General features: G+C 39.9%; 16 protein-coding genes and 2 pseudogenes. 7 read left to right on the forward strand and 11 right to left on the reverse strand.

The window, feature by feature from the left end; translation table 11 throughout:
* Positions 1-105 precede the first annotated feature (105 nt).
* A complete protein-coding gene (locus tag RMA94_RS10190) occupies positions 106-717 on the forward strand; it encodes a glutathione binding-like protein (protein WP_284091672.1) in 612 nt (203 codons plus the stop codon).
* 60 nt (positions 718-777) lie between these two features.
* Here RMA94_RS10190 and RMA94_RS10195 read toward each other — a convergent pair whose 3' ends face one another.
* Both RMA94_RS10195 and ahpF read right to left on the reverse strand, forming a co-directional pair.
* On the reverse strand, positions 778-1,122 hold the full coding sequence (locus RMA94_RS10195; protein ID WP_002121546.1) for a hypothetical protein: 345 nt from the start codon (positions 1,120-1,122) through the stop codon (positions 778-780).
* 172 nt (positions 1,123-1,294) lie between these two features.
* A complete protein-coding gene (gene ahpF / locus RMA94_RS10200) occupies positions 1,295-2,860 on the reverse strand; it encodes an alkyl hydroperoxide reductase subunit F (RefSeq protein WP_032055535.1) in 1,566 nt (521 codons plus the stop codon).
* A 256-nt stretch (positions 2,861-3,116) separates the two neighbouring features.
* On the opposite strand from ahpF, the gene RMA94_RS10205 reads away from it, so the two are divergent.
* Both RMA94_RS10205 and RMA94_RS10210 read left to right on the forward strand, forming a co-directional pair.
* Positions 3,117-3,335 (forward strand): DUF1653 domain-containing protein, encoded by a 219-nt coding sequence (locus RMA94_RS10205; protein ID WP_004702746.1) that lies wholly within the window; start codon positions 3,117-3,119, stop codon positions 3,333-3,335.
* 45 nt (positions 3,336-3,380) lie between these two features.
* Entirely contained in the window at positions 3,381-3,968 is a 588-nt protein-coding gene (locus RMA94_RS10210; protein ID WP_311082770.1) for an O-methyltransferase, read from the forward strand.
* Positions 3,969-4,033: 65 nt separating this feature from the next.
* On the opposite strand, the gene RMA94_RS10215 is transcribed toward RMA94_RS10210, so the two are convergent.
* Both RMA94_RS10215 and ahpC read right to left on the reverse strand, forming a co-directional pair.
* On the reverse strand, positions 4,034-4,249 hold the full coding sequence (locus RMA94_RS10215; protein ID WP_005070287.1) for a KTSC domain-containing protein: 216 nt from the start codon (positions 4,247-4,249) through the stop codon (positions 4,034-4,036).
* Between the two features lie 194 nt (positions 4,250-4,443).
* Positions 4,444-5,007 (reverse strand): alkyl hydroperoxide reductase subunit C, encoded by a 564-nt coding sequence (gene ahpC, locus RMA94_RS10220; protein ID WP_003652649.1) that lies wholly within the window; start codon positions 5,005-5,007, stop codon positions 4,444-4,446.
* A 352-nt stretch (positions 5,008-5,359) separates the two neighbouring features.
* Between ahpC and hrpA the strand changes: the two genes are divergently transcribed.
* Positions 5,360-9,217, forward strand: a complete 3,858-nt coding sequence (gene hrpA / locus RMA94_RS10225) for an ATP-dependent RNA helicase HrpA (RefSeq protein WP_311082771.1) — start codon at positions 5,360-5,362, stop codon at positions 9,215-9,217.
* A gap of 95 nt (positions 9,218-9,312) precedes the next feature.
* Positions 9,313-10,419 (forward strand): beta-ketoacyl-ACP synthase III, encoded by a 1,107-nt coding sequence (locus RMA94_RS10230; RefSeq protein WP_151302678.1) that lies wholly within the window; start codon positions 9,313-9,315, stop codon positions 10,417-10,419.
* 105 nt (positions 10,420-10,524) lie between these two features.
* Here the strand turns inward: RMA94_RS10230 and RMA94_RS10235 are convergent, their stop codons facing one another.
* From RMA94_RS10235 to benA, 7 genes and pseudogenes are all read right to left on the reverse strand, one after another.
* Positions 10,525-11,787: an OprD family outer membrane porin gene (locus RMA94_RS10235; protein ID WP_151302677.1), complete on the reverse strand. Its 1,263-nt coding sequence runs from the start codon at positions 11,785-11,787 to the stop codon at positions 10,525-10,527.
* A gap of 44 nt (positions 11,788-11,831) precedes the next feature.
* Positions 11,832-13,190 (reverse strand): aromatic acid/H+ symport family MFS transporter, encoded by a 1,359-nt coding sequence (locus RMA94_RS10240; RefSeq protein ID WP_049837797.1) that lies wholly within the window; start codon positions 13,188-13,190, stop codon positions 11,832-11,834.
* 477 nt (positions 13,191-13,667) lie between these two features.
* A complete protein-coding gene (benE, locus tag RMA94_RS10245; protein ID WP_064785362.1) occupies positions 13,668-14,861 on the reverse strand; it encodes a benzoate/H(+) symporter BenE in 1,194 nt (397 codons plus the stop codon).
* A gap of 57 nt (positions 14,862-14,918) precedes the next feature.
* Positions 14,919-15,704: a 1,6-dihydroxycyclohexa-2,4-diene-1-carboxylate dehydrogenase gene (locus tag RMA94_RS10250; protein ID WP_311082772.1), complete on the reverse strand. Its 786-nt coding sequence runs from the start codon at positions 15,702-15,704 to the stop codon at positions 14,919-14,921.
* A gap of 21 nt (positions 15,705-15,725) precedes the next feature.
* Positions 15,726-16,742 carry a benzoate 1,2-dioxygenase electron transfer component BenC gene (gene benC / locus RMA94_RS10255; RefSeq protein ID WP_311082773.1) on the reverse strand — a complete coding sequence of 339 codons (1,017 nt, stop codon included), beginning with the start codon at positions 16,740-16,742 and terminating at the stop codon, positions 15,726-15,728.
* A 52-nt stretch (positions 16,743-16,794) separates the two neighbouring features.
* Positions 16,795-17,314, reverse strand: a pseudogene (gene benB, locus RMA94_RS10260) (benzoate 1,2-dioxygenase small subunit).
* A complete protein-coding gene (benA, locus tag RMA94_RS10265; RefSeq protein ID WP_032041271.1) occupies positions 17,311-18,693 on the reverse strand; it encodes a benzoate 1,2-dioxygenase large subunit in 1,383 nt (460 codons plus the stop codon). Before benA ends, benB begins: the two are co-directional and overlap by 4 nt.
* 106 nt (positions 18,694-18,799) lie before the next feature.
* Here benA and RMA94_RS10270 point away from each other — a divergent pair.
* Both RMA94_RS10270 and RMA94_RS10275 read left to right on the forward strand, forming a co-directional pair.
* Positions 18,800-18,929, forward strand: a pseudogene (locus tag RMA94_RS10270) (hypothetical protein).
* A gap of 44 nt (positions 18,930-18,973) precedes the next feature.
* Entirely contained in the window at positions 18,974-19,933 is a 960-nt protein-coding gene (locus tag RMA94_RS10275) for a LysR family transcriptional regulator (RefSeq protein WP_039757490.1), read from the forward strand.
* Positions 19,934-19,968: the final 35 nt, after the last annotated feature.

Genomic DNA, 19,968 nt, shown 5'->3' on the forward strand with positions numbered 1-19,968 from the left:
AGTATTTTATAAGTTTACGCTTTTTTACAATTAAAGAATTGTGCAAACCTTGCAGGTTTTCTAGAAGCAATTTAAAACGTTAATATGAGATAACAAGGATCAGATATGAAATTATATTATTCGCCAGGCGCATGTTCTTTAGCTGCACATATTATTTTAAATGAAATTAATGTTGATTTTGACTTAGAACGAGTAAATTTAAAAACACATAAAACAGAAAAAGGTGCTGATTATTACGAGATTAATCCAAAAGGATATGTACCAGCTTTAGAAATTAACCCTGGTTTAATGTTAACTGAGAACGTGGCGATTTTACCTTTCCTTGCTCAGCACGATCCTAAGCAGGATTTAATTCCGCCATCGGGTATGGGCCGTGCGAAAGTATTGGAATGGTTGGGTTATTTGAACTCTGAATTGCATGATGCTTATGCAGTTTTCTTTGGGGCACCGTTAACAAGTGATGAAAAAACCAAAGCTTATGCTGAAATCGACCGTCTTTTAAAATATATCGATAACTATTTGTCTGAATCTGATTACGATTATTTGGTAAATGATAATTTTGGTCCAGCAGATGCTTATCTATTTGTTTTAACAAATTGGTCAAACTCAATTGAGCATGACTTAACACTGTATAAGCACATTATTGCATTACGCAATAAAGTTGCTGAGCGTCAATCTGTACAAATTGCGATGCGTGATGAAGGCTTAATTTCATAAAAGATTTTAAGAGCCAAAAAAAGCCCCTAATCAATAGGGGCTTTTTTATACTAAAGACGATTAGTGTTGAGCGTCTTTTTTCACTTCAGCAGCGGTATTTTCAACAGCTTGAGCTGTATCAGCAGTCGCTTTACGTGCAGTCGCTTCTGTTTCAGCTGCAGCTTTAGCAGTCGCATCAGCAGCGTGATCGGTTGCAGCATCGATCTTCTCAGCAGCATTATCAGTTGCAGTTGCAATATCGTCAGCAGCTTTATCACCAGCAGATTTGATATCAGCACTTGCTTGTTGAGCAGCATTTTCTAAGTGTTCACCTGTAGTCGCGCCAGTTTCTGGAGCTTTATCTTTATTACAACCAACAAGGGCAACAGTCGCAGCAAGACCTAAAGCAACAAGTAATTTATTCATTGTGTTTTTCCTTCTAATTCATGGCATCCAAATATGGATGTCTAAAATATAAACATAAAGTAAATGATTAATAAAGATCGAAAATTGTTAAAAAGTTGTAACTCTAGTATTAAAAAAGCCTAGCATTTTGTAATGCTAGGCTTGAAATAAATAATAATGATTTTGACCGATTTTATTGCCCAGAACGGATGATGTAATCAAACGCTGAGAGCGATGCTTTAGCACCTTCACCTGTAGCAATAATGATTTGCTTGTAAGGTACAGTGGTACAGTCACCCGCAGCAAATACACCTTGCACATTGGTTTCGTTGCGGTCATTCACAATAATCTCGCCACGGTTGGTTAACTCAACTTCACTGTCTTTTAAGAAGTCAGTGTTTGGCAATAAACCAATCTGTACAAAGATCCCTGCAAGCTCGACCACATGCTCTTCATCAGTCGCACGGTCTTTATATTTAAGACCAGTCACTTGTGAACCGTCGCCTAACACTTCGGTACTTAAGGCATTCATAATCACCGTTGTGTTTGGCAAGCTATGCAATTTGTTTTGCAACACTTGGTCTGCACGAAGTTTGGTATCGAATTCAACCAGAGTGACATGCTCAACAATCCCCGCAAGGTCAATTGCAGCTTCAACACCCGAGTTACCGCCACCAATCACAGCAACACGTTTGCCTTTGAATAATGGACCATCACAGTGTGGGCAGTACGCGACACCACGGGTACGGTATTCTTGCTCACCCGGTACATTCATCTCTCTCCAACGTGCACCTGTAGAAAGGATCACAGTTTTCGATTCAAGTTTTGCACCGTTTTCAAGTTCAACTTCAACCAGACCATTTTCAGTCTGGTTGGCACCCGTGATTTTGCTGACACGTTGCAGGTTCATGATATCAACATCATATTCACGGACATGTGCTTCCATCTCGGCAGCAAACTTAGGACCTTGAGTCTTTTGCACAGACGTGAAGTTTTCAATGTCCATGGTGTCCATCACCTGACCACCGAAGCGTTCCGCCACGATACCCGTGTTAATGCCTTTACGTGCAGCATAGATCGCAGCTGTTGCGCCCGCAGGACCACCACCAATCACCAATACATCAAAAGCATCTTTGGCATTGAGTGCTGCTGCGTCTTTTTCAGCAGAGTTGGTGTCGAGTTTTGCCACTATCTCTTCAAGGGTCATACGACCTTGACCAATGTGCTCGTTGTCTTGGAATACCATCGGTACAGCCATGATTTTGCGTTGTTCGACTTCATCTTGGAAGAATGAACCGTCAATCATGGTTGCTGTGGTGTTCGGGTTATAAATGGCAATCAGGTTAAGCGCCTGTACCACGTCCGGACAGTTATGACAGCTTAAGGATACAAATACATCAAAGTTTGCTTTGAGGTTTAAACCTTTAATCTGGTTGAGCACTTCATCAGACACTTTAGGTGCATAGCCAGACACTTGTAACAGTGCCAAGATCAAAGACGTAAACTCATGACCCATAGGTAAGCCTGCAAAGAACACACGAGGTTGTTCACCTGCTTTAGCCACACCAAAGCTTGGACGACGTGTATTGTTACCGTCAAAACGGGCAGTCACCTTGTCAGAAAGCTCAGCGATTTCACTTACCAACTCTTTAATTTGAGCTGCTTTGTCTGATTCATCTAAAGCAGCAACTAATTCGATTGGACTTTCTAGACGTTCTAAGTAAGCTTTTAATTGAGTTTTAATGTTTTGATCTAACATCTGTTTTTACTCCAATGCATCCAAATTCTTTCAATAGATGCATAGTACGTGAAAACATAAAATAGGTGAAACAGTATGTTTTTATGTATTTGATCGGTTTTTTGAATTATCAAAAACATTCATAAATAAGATCAATAATCTATCTCTCAAATATGCTTTTTTATGTTTTGTAGTGTTTTAAAGTGAAAGTATTTAAAAATTTATATATGTTATATGGCTGTAAAGATTTTATGTCATAACATTAAAAGGTACTTTCATGTCATTGCAACGCGGCATTTATCAGCATTATAAAGGTAATCTCTATCAAGTTTTTTCTGTGGCAAAACACAGTGAGACTGAAGAAGAGTTAGTCGTTTATCAGTGTCTTTATGGTGACTATTCAACTTGGGTACGTCCTCTAGATATGTTTACAGAAACGGTTCAAATGGCTGATGGAAGTATCGTGCCGCGTTTTAAGTTAATTCAAAGCACTTAACGCAAACGATTTTTATATAAAATAACGATTTTAAAGGGTGAATATATGCCAAATACTTTTTTCTTACAAAGAGTTGCCGATTTATATGACACCTTTAAACGACATGATGCACAGCAGGCAGACCGTTTGCTGCGGTATCGTAATATTGAGGCGGAGTCTGCAAAATTACTATCGCAATTTATTCGGATGCAGCAAGCTAAATCAATTTTAGAAATTGGGACTTCAACAGGTTATTCTACTTTATGGCTTGCCGAGGCGGCACAAGCAACTCACGGTAAAGTAACCACGCTTGAAATTGATGCCAATCGAAGTAATGAGGCGAAACGCCATGCGGCTGAACTGGCATTAGATGAATTGGTTGATTTCTGGGTGGGAGATGCAGCCGACTATTTAAAAGAAGCTCAGGAAACTTTCGATTTTATTTTGTTAGATGCTGAGCGTCCTGCTTATGAGAATTATTGGCCAGATTTAAAACGGCTGATGAAGCCAAAAGGTGGCGTACTCATTATTGATAATGTCATTTCACATGCGGCTGAAGTCAGTTCATTCTTAGCTTTAATTAAAAAAGATGAAAATTTTATGAGCAGTATTTTACCCGTAGGCGCTGGTTTATGCATTGTAGTGGCAAGGTAAGCCATTTAAAAATATGATTTATTCATTCACAAAGGCCTGTTCAAAGCAGGCCTTATTTTATTAGGTTATGAAGCATTCACTAAAGATAGGCGAGTAAAGTGTAAATCGAATTCTAAATATTTATGTACAAAAGCAGCTTTGTCTGTTGATCGTAATAAGTTGTCATAAATAAATTCTGGTACAGGATGATAAAGTTCGCCTGAACCATCGCTATAAAATATTTTTAGATGACGTGAAGTCGCATTGTATTTCCATGAAGTGACTGCCACAGTATTCGCCATAAATTTTTCCCCTTTTATTTCATATTACTTAAGCTCAAAAAACATCGGTTATTTATTCGACATTACTCAAACTTCATGTAATGGGGAAGGGCATAATTGTAAAAGTATCAGTAGAAAATGTGATGTGCTTATTCAAAACAAAAGAACCATCCGATGAGGGATGGTTCTTTGAGTTTTTAAAATCTAATAAGAGATTAGATTTTACCAACTAGGTCGATAGATGGAGCAAGAGTAGCTTCGCCTTCTTTCCATTTAGCTGGGCAAACTTCACCTGGGTGAGCGTGTACGTATTGAGCAGCTTTTACTTTACGAAGAAGTTCAGACGCGTCACGGCCGATACCACCAGCGTTGAGTTCAACGATTTGGATTTTACCTTCTGGATCGATAACGAAAGTACCACGGTCAGCTAAACCTTCAGATTCGATAAGAACGTCGAAGTTTTTAGAAAGAGTCCAAGTTGGGTCACCAACTAATGGATATTGGATTTTTTTGATTTCTTCAGAAGTGTCGTGCCAAGCTTTGTGAGTGAAGTGTGTATCAGTAGATACAGCATAAATTTCAACACCAAGTTTTTGGAATTCAGCGTAGTTGTCAGCTAAGTCACCAAGTTCAGTTGGACAAACGAAAGTGAAGTCAGCTGGATAGAAGAATACAACAGACCATTTACCTTTAAGGTTAGTTTCGTTAACTTCAACAAATTGGCCGTTGTGGTAAGCAGTTGCTTGGAATGGTTTAACTTCAGTATTAATCAAGCTCATCATTGTCTCCATGATTGAGGTTTATATTTAAACTTGTTTACGAGATGTAGAATAAATAAAAATTCTTTATTGGGGAAATAGTATTTTTACATGACTAAAATCGGAAAATCGAATAAGTGATAAATTTACGATTTTTAAGTCCCCAAACACTGTATTCGATTTGACTGCAAAAACATGTAAATCAAATGACAGTTATCGTAAAAGAAACTTGCCTAACAACATGAAGTCTCGTTAGTCAAAATTCAAGGGTAAAATTTTAAAAAATTAAAAATATATAAAAAACCAACTGTTTTACCTTATGGTCATTAGAGCGTAAAATAGAGGATTGTTGTATTTTCAGGAAAATTTGTCTGTGCAGAATGATTTAAATATTGATCAGTGGGTGATGGCAAGAGATCGTTACCGTTTAAATCGTTTGCGTAAAGATAAAAAAGCCAATACAGCAGAGATTGAAAAATTATTTGAACAATCTAATGCCAAAGTAAGGCAGCGATTTGAACGTCTCCCTAAAATCAAATTGAATCAGGATTTACCTGTTTCTCAATATGCAGACCGTTTAATTGATGCGATTCAAAAGCATCAAGTGATTATTGTGGCAGGTGAGACGGGTTCAGGTAAAACCACTCAGCTTCCTCAAATTGCAATGCTAGCGGGCCGTGGTTTAACGGGGATGATTGGTCATACTCAGCCACGTCGTTTAGCTGCACGTAGTGTTTCTCAGCGTATTGCAGAAGAAGTCGGCGAAAAGCTTGGCGAGTCTATTGGTTTTAAAATCCGCTTTAATGAACAAGGTTCGCAGGACTCTATCGTACGGTTAATGACCGACGGTATTTTGCTTGCCGAGTTAGGTAATGACCGTTATTTGTCTAAATATGACACGATCATTATTGATGAAGCGCACGAACGCTCACTCAATATCGATTTTATTATGGGCTATTTAAAACAGTTACTGCCAAAACGCCCAGACCTAAAAGTTATCGTGACTTCGGCAACTTTAGATGTAAATCGCTTTAGTAATTACTTTAATGACGCACCTATTTTTGAAGTAGAAGGGCGTAGTTATCCTGTCGAAGTACTTTATCGCCCAATTTCAGAAATGAATATTGGTGGCAGTGATGACGATGAGTTTGATGATTTTGAAGAAAACCTTCCTCGTGCAGTTGTACAGGCCGTAGAAGAATGCTTTGCTGATGCAGAAGCAAAAGGTCACCCAGAACATGCCGATATTCTAATTTTCTCAAGCACAGAGCAAGAAATTCGAGAATTGCAGGAAACCTTGCAAAAGTACGGGCCAAGACACACCGAAATTTTACCTTTGTATGCGCGCTTAGCTGTTTCTGAACAACAAAAGATTTTTAGTCCGGCTGGAAAAGGCCGTCGTATTATTATTGCGACCAACGTGGCCGAAACAGCTCTTACTGTTCCAAATATTCGCTATGTGATTGATAGCGGTTTTGCTCGTATATCACGTTATAACTACCGTTCACGCGTACAACGTTTACCAATTGAAGCAATTTCTCAAGCCGCAGCTAATCAGCGTAAAGGGCGTTGTGGTCGTATTGCTCCGGGTGTGTGTATCCGTTTATACAGCGAAGAAGACTTTTTAAGTCGTCCTGAATTTACCGAACCTGAAATTAAACGAACCAACTTAGCATCTGTTATTTTGCAAATGCAGAGTTTAGGGTTAGGTGAGTTAGAAAACTTCGATTTTATTGAGCCGCCAGATTTCCGCCTAGTCAATGATGGCCGTAAGTTACTGATTGAGTTAGGCGCACTTAATGAGAAGAAAAACGAACTGACTAAAGTCGGTCAAATGATGGCTCGTATGCCAATTGACCCGCGACTCGCTCGTATGATTGTGGGCGGTGCTCATTTTGGCGTACTCAAAGAAATCTTAATTGTAGTAAGTGCTTTAGCTGTTCAGGACCCGCGTGAGCGTCCGGCAGATAAACAAATGCAAGCTGACCAAAAGCATGCATTATTCAAAGAAGCGGATTCAGATTTTCTGTTTTATTTAAAACTTTGGGAGACTTTAAATCCTAAAGGCGAAGCAGGAATGTCTGAAAATAAACGGCGTCAATTTGCCAAGCAGCATTTCTTAAGCTGGTTGCGTTTACGTGAATGGAAACAGACACATCAGCAATTGGTTGAGTTAGCCGAAGGCTTAAAACTGAGCTTTAATGAAAAACCTGCGAATTATGAAAACTTGCATCGTGCATTGCTGACAGGTTTATTATCCTTCATTGCCAATAAAACTGATGAACGTAATACCTTTATGGCGGTGCGTCAGCAAAAGGCCAAAGTTTTCCCTGCAAGTACGCTGCATAAAACCAATACCTCTTGGGTGATGGCTTTTGAGATGGTCGAAACCTCTCAAGTTTACTTACGTACTTTAGCCAAAATTGACCCTGAATGGATTTTGCTTGCTGCACGCGACTTATTGAAATATCACTATTTCGAGCCACATTGGTCTAAGAAAGCGGGAATCGTCAATGCGTATGCGCAAATTTCTTTATTTGGTTTAATTATTGAGCCAAAACGGTTAATTAATTTTGAGAAAGTTGACCAACCTGCTGCTCATGAGATTTTCTTACGCGATGCATTAACTACGGGTAACTTGGGTACAGTTCCACCATTTTTAAAACACAACTTACTTAAACTTGAAGAAGTAGAGCGAGTTGAAGATAAATTGCGTCGCCGCGATTTAGTGGTGGATGAAGAAACAATTTATCAGTTTTATGCGTCGAAAATTCCTGAGGAAATCGCGAGTCGCCGTAGTTTTGAAGACTGGCGTGCGACAGTAGAAGCAAATAATCCTCGTTATTTATTTATTGACGATGATGCGCTCTGGCTCAATGATCGGCCAACAACTCAGCAATTTCCAGATCATTTGCACAATGGTCAGCTACGTTTAGCAACGACATATCATTTTGACCCGAGCCACGACGAAGATGGTGCCACTGTTCAAATTCCTGTACAGGCGCTGCCTCAAGTTGATGAAAATATATGGTCATGGGGAATTCCAGGTTGGCGCCAAGATTTAATTGAGGCTTTACTCAAGGCTTTACCTAAAGACAAGCGTCGTAATGTGGTGCCAATTCCTGATACAGCTCGTAAGCTCATGCAAGGGGTTGATGCAGTACATTTACGTGAACATATTTTTAGTTATTTAGCTTTTGCCTTGCGTGGTGAGCAAATTACTGAAAAAGATTTCTCGTTTGAACGTATTGATCCATATTTGGTGCCTTTCATTAAAGTAATTGATGAAAAAGGTAAGCTGATTGCGAAAGGTCGTGATTTACCTGAGTTAAAAGCACGTTGCCGCGTAGAAACACATCGTCCAGTTAAACAGCAAAAAGGTGAGTTTAAAAACTTTCCTGAAAACTTTACTTTTGAGGCCTCTCATAAAGTCACGGGCGTTGTAGTAAAGCAATATCAGGCTTTAGTTCCGACCAAGGCTTTTGCTGACCTCGAAGCTAAAGATGAGTCGGGCATTGTTATTCAAACGTTTAACGATCAGGCTGAGGCGATTAAACAGCATCGTGAAGGGATTATTCGTCTAGTCCATATGCAACTTGGTGATTTAGTTCGTCAGTTGAAAAAGCAGATTTCAAAACCGCTCGCGTTGGCTTATTCACCTTTGGGCGATAAAGCTAAGCTTGAGCAGATGTTGGTCTATGCAACGTTGCAGATGGCAATTACGACTTTGCCAATTAACGCTGATGAATTTAATAAGCTGCTAGATCAGGTCAAAAAGCAATTTTTGAGTTATGGTCAGCAAGCACTTGAGCAATTAAGTGATATTTATATTCAGTGGCAGCAAATCCGTCGTCAGCTTTTAGTACTTGATTCAGGCGTGTTTGGACGCAGTATTGATGATATTGAAGACCAGTTAGATCTCATGTCACTTGGTAATTTTGTTTACTGCCAACCAGTCGATCTTTGGCAGGAATACCCGCGTTATTTAAAAGCACTGCTATTGCGTTTAGATCGATTGCCAAATAATCTACAGCGAGATCATGCTGCAATTGACGATGTCGATCCATGGATGGACAAGGTGTTTAAATTCAAAAACGATCCAAAAATCAAAGAATTGTATTTGATGTTGGAAGAATTTCGCATTTCTTTATTTTCTCAACCGATGAAAACCAAGATGCCTATTTCGCCAACTCGACTGCAAAAGTTATGGGATCGTTTGGGAATCAGTTAAGATAGATCGGGGTCTGTTTATGCTGTTGTTTAGCCTACAACGCAATTTATAAATGAAAGATTAACAGACCCTATTCATTTTTTTAGGAGTTTTACATGGGCATTCGTATCACAGGTACTGGGTTATTTCACCCAACAGAAATCATTTCTAATGAAGAACTGGCCGACAGTTTAAATGCTTATGTGGAACAATATAACCAAGAGAATGCAGAGAAAATTGCAGCAGGTGAGCTAGAAGAGTTACGTGGTTCTAGTGCTGAATTTATTGAAAAAGCGTCTGGTATTAAGCGCCGTTACGTGATTGAGAAATCAGGTATCCTCGATCCAAATCGTTTGCGTCCTCGTTTGTCTGAACGTTCAAATGATGAACTTTCACTTCAAGCAGAGTGGGGTGTTATTGCTGCGAAACAGGCAATGGAAAATGCAGATGTAACTGCTGAAGATATCGATGTTGTAATTTTGGCATGTTCAAACATGCAGCGTGCTTATCCAGCTGTAGCGATTGAAATTCAATCGGCACTTGGCATTCAAGGTTATGCCTACGACATGAACGTTGCATGTTCAGCTGCTACTTTTGGTTTGAAACAAGCAGCTGATGCAATTCGATCAGGTGCTCGCCGTGTTTTATTAGTGAACGTTGAGATTACATCGGGTCACCTAGACTACCGTAACCGTGATTGTCACTTCATTTTTGGTGATGTTGCTACAGCTTCTATTATTGAAGAAACAATTACTAAGACTGGTTTTGAAATCTTAGATATTCATTTATTTACTCAATTTTCAAACAACATTCGCAATAACTTCGGTTTCTTAAACCGTAGCGAAGATGCAGTGGTTGACGACAAGTTATTCCGTCAAGATGGCCGCAAAGTATTTAAAGATGTTTGTCCGTTAGTGGCTAAAATCATTAATGCGCAGTTGGAGAAAATGCAGTTAACTGCAAACGATATTAAGCGTTTCTGGTTACACCAAGCCAATGCCAACATGAATGAACTAATCTTGAAATATGTTGCTGGTAAAGAAGCTGATTTAAGCCGTGCACCAATTATTTTAGATGAGTTTGCAAATACCTCTTCAGCAGGCGTTATTATTGCTTTACACCGTACAGGCAACGAAGTGAATGATGGCGAGTATGGCGTGATTTCATCTTTCGGCGCTGGTTATTCAGTAGGTTCGATTGTTGTACAAAAGCATGTTGCTTAAGCTACAAGATTAATTAAAAAAACGCTCGTAAGAGCGTTTTTTTATGAGCGAAATAATATAAAAAAGCGGGCCAAAATTAGCCCGCTTAGATTGAATTAAAAGTTATTAAAACTTTTTGGTGTAGTTTACAAACAGGCGATCTTCATCAAAATCATTGCCATGTTTAACGTTGTAATCAATCCGAATGTATTGCAGAGCAACACCTTTTAAGAATGGCTGCTGAAACGCATAATTTAAAATCACATTCGACTCGGTTTCATGGTTTTTCTCACCATTGGCTGTTTTAAAGTCATGGCCATAAACATATTTCACCATCGCATTTAAACCCGGTACATAGTCTTTAAAGTCATAGCCGTACATGACATGGTAAGACTTTTCATCTTCTTTAAAGAATCCAGTTGCGTTCCAGTTAATGAAATACGTCTCTGGTAAGAAACCATCTGGTAATGGATAAGCCGACTCACCCATAATTTGTTGATAACCTAAACCAAATGTATGATTTTTTACTTTGAGTGTTTCTAGCACTCCAATGTTTTGCGCATCAATATCAAAAGTATTGCCATCATCTTTTGCATTGAAATATTTAAATTTAGAGGTGAGGGCAAAATTAGGTTGTTTCCAATTATGCTCAAGCCCTACATAGTGTTTGTTGTAGAGATCTTCTAAATTACCAAAGTAGTATTCGCCCTTTAAAGACGGCGTAAATTGATAGCGCAGATCTATGTAATTTAAGCCATCAGATTCTTTGGTCATTCCATTTGCCGTGAACGAAAACTTTTTAAAATCTTCTTCGTTTCGTGGTGAGACTTTTTCAACCCGACCAATTTCAGCATAGAGCTGATCTGAAAGTTGCGATTTAAGATTGGTTCCCCAATATGAAGCAAGCAATTGTCGGCTTGCATCCACAGCCGTTACAGGTAAATCGAGCCAGAGTTCACCGACACTTAAAAGGGTTTTGTCATATCCCAGTTTTAAAGTGGCGCCGTATTTTAAGAAGTCTGATGCTTGAGATTGTGTTTCCTTATTAAAAGGCAAAACCGTGTCTGCGACGTGTTTATCTGAACTTAAGCGAACTGCGTATTGAACAGAAGCATCGGCACCAATCGTAATGGGCTTATCTGCAATTTGCAGAGGGGTGTCATGCATTTTCGATTTATAAAATAATGATGCTGCCTGAGACCAACTGCCAGTATCTTTTAAGGCATCATTATCAAAATTACGGTTGATGTAGGCGTTTTTTAAAGTGAACTTCCATTCATCTTCACTTTGTTGAGCTGTATCTGCTGCCCATAAACTTGGGCTAGTCAATAAACCTAATAATGTGGCTATTGCTAAATTACATGGTTTAAAGCGGTGTAATAATTCCATAATCCATTTCCAAAAATATGCGCCAGTCCTCGGCGCATTTATGTTTACTGCTGGGTAAGCGTGTTTTGAGGGTTAAAAGTTGATGGCGTTTGTGCGGCAACAGAGGCTTTGAGATTAACCATAAATATTGCAAGTGCAGCAATCACACCTGGAATTGCAATCGCTAAGAAATTCATTTGGTGAGGAAGCTCAAGAGTGAGTAGGGCTCCGGTTAAAACTGGTCCAATAATCGCGCCAATACGGCCAATTCCAGATGCCCAGCCCATGCCTGTTGAACGAAGTGCCGTTGGATAGAACTGTGCAACGAAGGTGTAGAGTAAGATTTGTGAACCAATTGTGGCGGCACCAGCAATCGCAATCAGGCTATATAAAATAAATTGTGGACTATTGATGCCAAGCAGAATTAAAGCTGCTGATCCCACAATAAACATGATCGTAATAACAGGTTTTAAATGGAATCTGTCTGCTAAAGCACCGCCACCAATTGCACCGACCATACCGCCAATATTGAGTGCAAACAGGAATAGCATGCTCGCACCTAATGAGTAGCCCGCTTGCAGCATGAGTTTAGGTAACCAGCTTCCTAAGGCATACACCATGAGTAAGCACATAAAGAAAGCAATCCAGAACATAAATGTGCTGAAGGTACGGCCTTGTTGGAAAAGCGCACGGACAGGTGCATCTGTGGTTGTGCTTTCGTTTAACACCAGTTGTGTATTGGCGTTTACCTGCGTTTCTGGCGCAATTTTACAAACAATACTTTTTGCCTGCTCGCTATGGTTTGATTTCACTAAAAAGGTGAGAGACTCTGGCAAAAATTTCCAAATGAGTGGGAGCAATAACAGGGGAATACCCGCAATTAAAAACATGATTTGCCAGCCCATATCTTTAACCAGCCATGCGCCGAGTAGTGCTGATGTCATGCCGCCAATTGCATAGCCACTAAACATGATTGCCACTAATGTACTGCGGATTTTTTTTGGTGCGTATTCGGTCATAAGCGCAACGACGTTTGGCATAACGCCACCAATCCCAAGGCCTGCAATAAAGCGTAAAATAGCAAACTCAGTTGGTCCTTTGGCAAAGGCACCAATAAAGGTAAATCCACTAAATAAGGTGACACAAATCAGGATGGTTTTTTTACGTCCCAGTTTGTCTGAAAGTGTGCCGAAAATCATGGCACCAAACATCATACCGAATAGAGCAGCACTGGCGAGTAAACCAGCTTCTACCGCAGTTAATGACCATTGCTGCATTAACAGAGGAAGAGCAACCCCATAAATAACTAAATCATATCCATCAAAAATAATAATAAGTAAGCACCATATTAAAACTTTCCAATGAAAAGATGTAAAACTGGCTTTATCAATTAACTCATTAATATTTACCTTGCTCGTATCCATTTTCTTCACCTCCAATTTGTGAAGCATCGCGTTATTTTTTAATAAACTATTTTGTTATTGAGTTGGAGTCAAAAACCTAATTGATATATCTTTATGTCTTTAAGGTATTGTGCTTTTATTGATTTAATTATTTGAAAAATATATATTTATTTTTGTTGATTTAGCTAATTTTGTTGTATGTTTAAAATAGGGTTAAATATTGTATTATGAGAATTTTAAGGATTTTATAGATGTTTTTTTATAGATTTTATTGATAATAATCACTCTTAAAAATATCGTTAAATTTATATTATGAATTGAAGTGAAAATATAAAAACAAAATACTAAAGTCTATTATTTAATTATTTTAGAGATTCATCTTAAAAATGAAATTTAATTTATATTTAATAAAAATCGCCAAATCAGAATTAGCAAATTATTTGCATCCTGATTTGGCGATTGAGGCTTTATTTTAGTTTGGGTTTTTAGAGAAAAAACTTAATTTGTAGCTGGCGTTGAGCGTGGTGTGAGAATGAAATGGGCGATTACACCAATACAAATACCCCAAAAGACTGAGCTTAATCCAAGAAAATGCATGCCCGATGCTGTGGCTAAAAAGGTAATAAGTGCAGCATCGCGTTGACTATCATTTTTCATGGCAACAGAAATATTGGTGGCAATAGCACCTAGCAAAGCTAAACCTGCCAGTGCTGCAACCAACTCTTTAGGAAGTAAGCTAAATAGCATGACAATACTGCCAGCAAATAAGCCACCTAAAATATAAAAAATTCCGTTGGCGATTCCTGCGATGTAACGCTTTTCTTTCAGTTCATGTGCATCTTTGCCCATGCATAAAGCTGCGGTAATTGAGGCAAGCACAATCGTAATACCGCCGACGCAGGCAACAGCTAAAGAGGCAATACTGGTGACAGTAATAATAGGTTTGGCTGGGGTGTCGTAACCGCTGAGTTTCATTATCGCCATACCCGGTAAAAATTGGCCGGTTAGGCTGACTAAAATGAGAGGAACAGCAAGGTTGAGTGTTGAGTTCCATGTCCATTCGGGGCTAATCCACTGTGGAATAGCTAAATTAAAACTTACATCAACCGGATTCATTTTGCCCAAAATGAGGCTTAATAAAACTCCAGCAGCTAACACCCAAATCATGGTGTAGCGCGGCATTAAACGTTTGGCAATTAAAAAGACGATGAGCATACTAAAGACAATAAAAGGCATACTATCAGACGCGGTAAATAGACCAATACCAAATTGAAAAAGAATACCAGCCATCATGCCTGCAGCGACATCTTGGGGAATCCACTTTAGTAATTTATCGAAGTAACCTGTAACTCCAATTAAAAAAATAACGATGGCAGAAGTAATATAGGCGGCTACCGCTTCATTCAGTGAGACATTTGGAAATAGGGTAACTAACAGGGCAGTACCTGGTGCAGACCATGCGGTTATGACCGGCGTTTTATATTTAATTGAAAGATAAATACCTGAAACGGCGGCACCAATTGAAATTCCCCAAATCCATGACACCATCATATCGGTAGACACATGAGCACGCTGAGCAGCTTGGAAAAAAATAATCAGTGGGCCTGAGTAAGAAATTAAAACCGCAAGAAAGCCAGCAACTGTTGCTGATATGGACCAGTCATTTTTTAATGTCTTTAACAGGGTTGCCATGTGTGATTGCCTCCATGCAAATCATGTTATTTACCCAATCATGCAAAAAGATCAGGGTTAACCCTGATCTCCACCTCCGACTGAAATAACCGAGCCAGTCATATATGATGCTTCGTCTGATGCAAGAAATAAAATTGCATTGACTTGTTCTTGAATTGTGCCATAACGGCCCATAAATGTTCGATCTATTGTTTGATCAACCACTTGCTGCATCCAGTCTTTTTCATTTTGACTTAATGGATTGGCATTGCGTGGTACTTTCCGAGGTGGTGCTTCGGTTCCACCAGTCGCAACAGCATTGACACGAATTCCGTCTTTGGCATGTTCAAAAGCAAGCGATGCTGTTAAAGCATTTACACCACCTTTAGATGCCGAGTAGGGAATACGGTTAATGCCACGGGTTGCAATTGAAGATACATTTACTATTACACCCGCTTGTTGCTTAATCATGGCGGGTAGCACAGCGCGGCAACACCATAAAGTTGGAAACAATGAGCGATTGACTTCCTTAATGATCTCTTCTTCGGAAAACTCTTCAAAAGGTTTCATCCAGATCGCGCCGCCTACATTATTAATCAGGATATCTACCCGACCATAGTGTTCAATGGCTTTTGCAACAACCGCTTGTGCACCTGCATAGGTTTCAAGGTCGGCATTAATCGTGACAGCATCGCCACCTGCACTCTGAATTTCTTTGAGAACGTCTTCAACATATTCAGAGCGGTCCGCCATGACGACTTGTCCACCTTCAGCTGCAACTTGTAGTGCCACGCCACGACCAATGCCTTGAGCACTACCCGTTACAATCACGACCTTATCGGTAAATCTTTGACGGTTTGACATAGATAACTTCTCCACCTTGAATTAGTTTGCAGAGAATTTTTCAAACAAGAAATTAGCAGGTTTGATATTTTCAGTTTCTAACCAGCCACGGACAGCCTCTACCATTGGTACTGGGCCACATAGGTAAACATCGACGTCGCCACCGTTTAACCATTCACTTTCAATATGACCCGTTACATAGCCTTTGCGTTCATGGTTGCTCTCTGGGCTTGCGACCACAGTTCGATATTCAAACCATGGGAATTTCGTCTGCAATTCATTAAGTTTATCTAAAGCAACCAAATCAAAATCATTGGTTACGCCAAAGACTAAACGAACAGGTTGTTCTGAACCTTTTTCTTCAAGCACTTGTAACATCGACATAAATGGGGCAATCCCAGTACCGCCTGCGAGCATCAGTACTGGACGCGCTACATTACGTAAATAGAAGCTACCGAATGGACCAGTAAATGTCATTTTGTCGCCAGCTTTAGCATTTTTACTTAAGAATTCACTCATTTTACCGTTCGGTACGTTACGGACCACAAAGCCCGTTAAGCGATTGCCCGGTTTTGAGCTAAATGAATATGAACGTGTTTCGCCAGTTTCAGGAATTGCAACATTCACATACTGACCTGCAAGGAAATGAATATCCGGTTGGCCATCATCAAGTTGAATATCAAATGTGATGGTTGAGTCTGATAAGTTTTCAACGCGGGCTAAAGTACCTTGGAAGCTATGAATTTCTGTTTTGCAAACATCTGAAGATGCTTGAATCTGAAATACGGCGTCTGAAGTTGGTCGACATTGGCAAGCAAGAATATAGCCTTGCTCAGCTTCTTCTGGTGTTAATGCATCTTCAATATAGCTTTCTTCTGGCATGTCATAATGACCTGACTCGCAAAATGCGCGGCAAGTTCCACATGCACCATCACGGCAATCCAAAGGAATATTAATTTTTTGGCGATAGGCTGCGTCAGATAGGGTTTCGCCTTGAGCTACGTTAATAAAACGTGTAACACCATCTTCAAATTGAAGTGCAACATTGTGGTTTGACATGGCATGTATCCTACAAAATATTTGAAACTTTTACCCTCAGCCAACAGTCCGTTTAGCTGAGGGGGTATGTCTTAGAGGTGATAAATATCAATGATTTGATTGATGTAGTCATTTTTCAAAACGACATACTTGCTCAAGATTTTTGGTTGATCACCTGAAAAATCGATCACATAACGTGACATACCGAAATAGCTGTAATTTGTCTTGTAACGGAAACTCAAGGTATTCCAGTTAAAGCGAACAGTAACTTTATCTCCATCGCGATCGAGAACTTCAACGTTGGCAATATTGTGGCTTGTGCGTGTGTCTGGCATGGTTGCAGATGAGCGTTCGGTTTTAATACGGAACACACGATCTTCTAAACCTTGACGGTCTGGATAATAAATAAGTGAAATTTCAGATTGCGGATCTTCAGTTAATCTATCGTCGTCATCCCAAGCTGGCATCCAGAAAGAAGCTTCTGGCGCATAGCATTCAAGCCAGTCATCCCATTGTTCATCATCTAAAAAGCGAGCTTCACGATAAAGAAACTGAGCAATATTTTCTAAAGTTGCTTTGTCTTGAGTACTCATGCTGTTTCTCCCTGATCAGCAATTTCTTTCTCTGATGCAATCGCGTGTTTCATGGTCTTTAACCAATATTGATGCTGGGCCAGATACAGGCCTTCATCTTCAGTTTTAATCCCACTTAACATGGGTTTTAAACCAATCTCGTTTGCTGCATCGTCCGGTCCATAAATCCAGTGTTTTGAACCACGACACATGTCATTCCATTCAAGGGCAATACCTGCGTAGCCTGCCTGACAAGCGCGGAACTCTTCTAAATCGTCTGGTGTTGCCATGCCTGAAGCATTAAAGAAATCCTCATATTGACGGATACGGCGTGCACGAGCTTCAGGTGCTTCACCTTTAGGCGCGATACAGTAAATGGTGACTTCGGTTCGATTGACTGAAAGTGGGCGAAGTACACGAATTTGTGAACCGAATTGATCCATCAAATAAACATTTGGATACAGACAAAGATTACGTGAACGCTCAATCATCCATTTCGACATCGCTTCACCGTATTTTTCGGTGTATTCATCTGCTTTTGGGAAGTTAGGACGGTCTTCTGGGTTTGCCCATTGTGTCCAAAGCAACATGTGACCATTTTCAAAGCCATACGAGCCACCGCCTTGTTTACCCCAAGAACCTGCACTCATCGCGCGGATGTTATCGGCAGCTTGAGTTTCTTTACGGTGTTGAGTCGTTGCTGCATAGTTCCAGTGAACAGCAGAAACATGGTAACCATCGGCACCATTTTCAGCAGTGAGTTTCCAGTTGCCTTCGTAGGTATAGGTAGATGAACCACGTAAAACTTCCAAACCATGTTCAGACTGGTCAACAATCATGTCGATGATTTTGGTGGTTTCTCCCAAGAATTCTTCAAGTGAAGGAACATCGGGATTTAAGCTACCAAATAAGAAACCTTTGTAACTCTCAAAACGCGCCACTTTTTTAAGGTCGTGTGAGCCATCTTGGTTAAAACAGTCAGAATAGCCTGCTTCACTTGGATCTTTAACCTTAAGCAATTTACCTGAGTTGTTAAAAGTCCAGCCGTGGAAAGGGCAGGTATACGTTGCTTTATTACCACGCTTGTAACGGCAAAGTTGTGCTCCGCGGTGTGAACACGCATTGATCATGGCATTCAATTCACCGTTACGGTTGCGGGCAATAATGACCGGCTGACGACCAATGTGAGTGGTGTAGTAGTCATTATTATTTGGAATTTGGCTTTCGTGTGCTAAGTAAACCCAATTACCTTCGAAGATATATTTCATTTCGAGGTCAAATAGGGCTTCGTCAGTAAACACTGAGCGATGAAGTTTAAATTCACCTGTATCGATATTATCGACAAGTAATTCATCAATACGGTCAAGATGGCTAGTATTGATTACAGGAATACGTGGCATGTCCGTTCTCCGACTTTCCAAAAGTGTGGAAGTCACCAAGGCCTTAGCTACGGTCTAAAAGGTCTTGATATCCTAATATTGTCAATGAAGCGCATGAGTGCGCTGGGTGTTTAACCGTGAATTGATGAAGATGAATAACTGGAAGATTGGCAAGAAGGCTTGTTCACAAAGCAATTCATCACTTCATCGGTTTGTTGCTTGTATATACCTTAAAAGAATGGTTAAACTGTGTCTAAGACTGAATTTGCATTTTTTTATATCTTAAAGGTATGGATACCTTATGGAACTAAGACATTTACGGTATTTTGTGGCTGTTGTTGAAGAGCAGAGCTTTACAAAAGCTGCGGAAAAACTATTTATTGCTCAACCACCTTTGAGTCGACAGATTCAAAATTTGGAAAGTGAGCTTGGAATTCAACTGTTTGAGCGTGGAAGCCGTCCTTTACAAACTACACAAGCAGGGCATTTCTTTTACCAGCACGCCGTTAAACTTTTGTCGAATGCTGAAGAAATAAAAAGTATGACCAAGCGTATTGGTCTCATCGAAAGAAGTATGACCATTGGTTTTGTTGGGTCTTTACTCTATGGTTTGCTACCTCGAATCATTTATTTATTTCGCCAGCAGCAACCTCATTTGAATATTCAGCTCATGGAGTTAAGTACAACCGAACAGCTACAGGCATTAAAAGAAGGACGTATTGATGTCGGTTTTGGACGTTTAAGAATTAGTGATCCTGCTGTGAGACGAATTCTTTTACGTAAAGAGCGTTTGGTGGTTGCTGCACATACCAGCCATCCAATTGCACAGCGCACGGAAGGGGTATATCTAGCTGACTTGATTGATGAAAAGATGTTTATGTATCCCACTTCACCGAAACCCAATTTTTCGACCCAGCTTTTGAATATTTTTGCCGAGCATAGTTTGGTTCCAAAAAATATGCATGAAATACGAGAAATTCAACTGGCTTTGGGCTTAGTGGCAGCGGGAGAAGGGATCTGTATTATTCCGGCAAGTGCCGATACCATTCGATTTCCACACTTAAACTATATTCCGATTTTAGATAACGGCGCGGTCAGCCCAATTTTTATTACAGCACGGGCAATGGACAGAAGTGAAGATTTACAGTCACTGTTTGATTGTATTTATCAGGTTTATGACTTAGAAGGGATACCTTATCAACGGACAGTTTTTACACTCGATCAGAACCCGATAGATGATTCAAATGGCGTCGATTTTTAAATAACGGAAGTGCATAGCCTCAAAAGATGAAGCTA

This window comes from Acinetobacter sp. V115_6, from assembly GCF_031799025.1.
GTDB lineage: Bacteria > Pseudomonadota > Gammaproteobacteria > Pseudomonadales > Moraxellaceae > Acinetobacter > Acinetobacter pittii.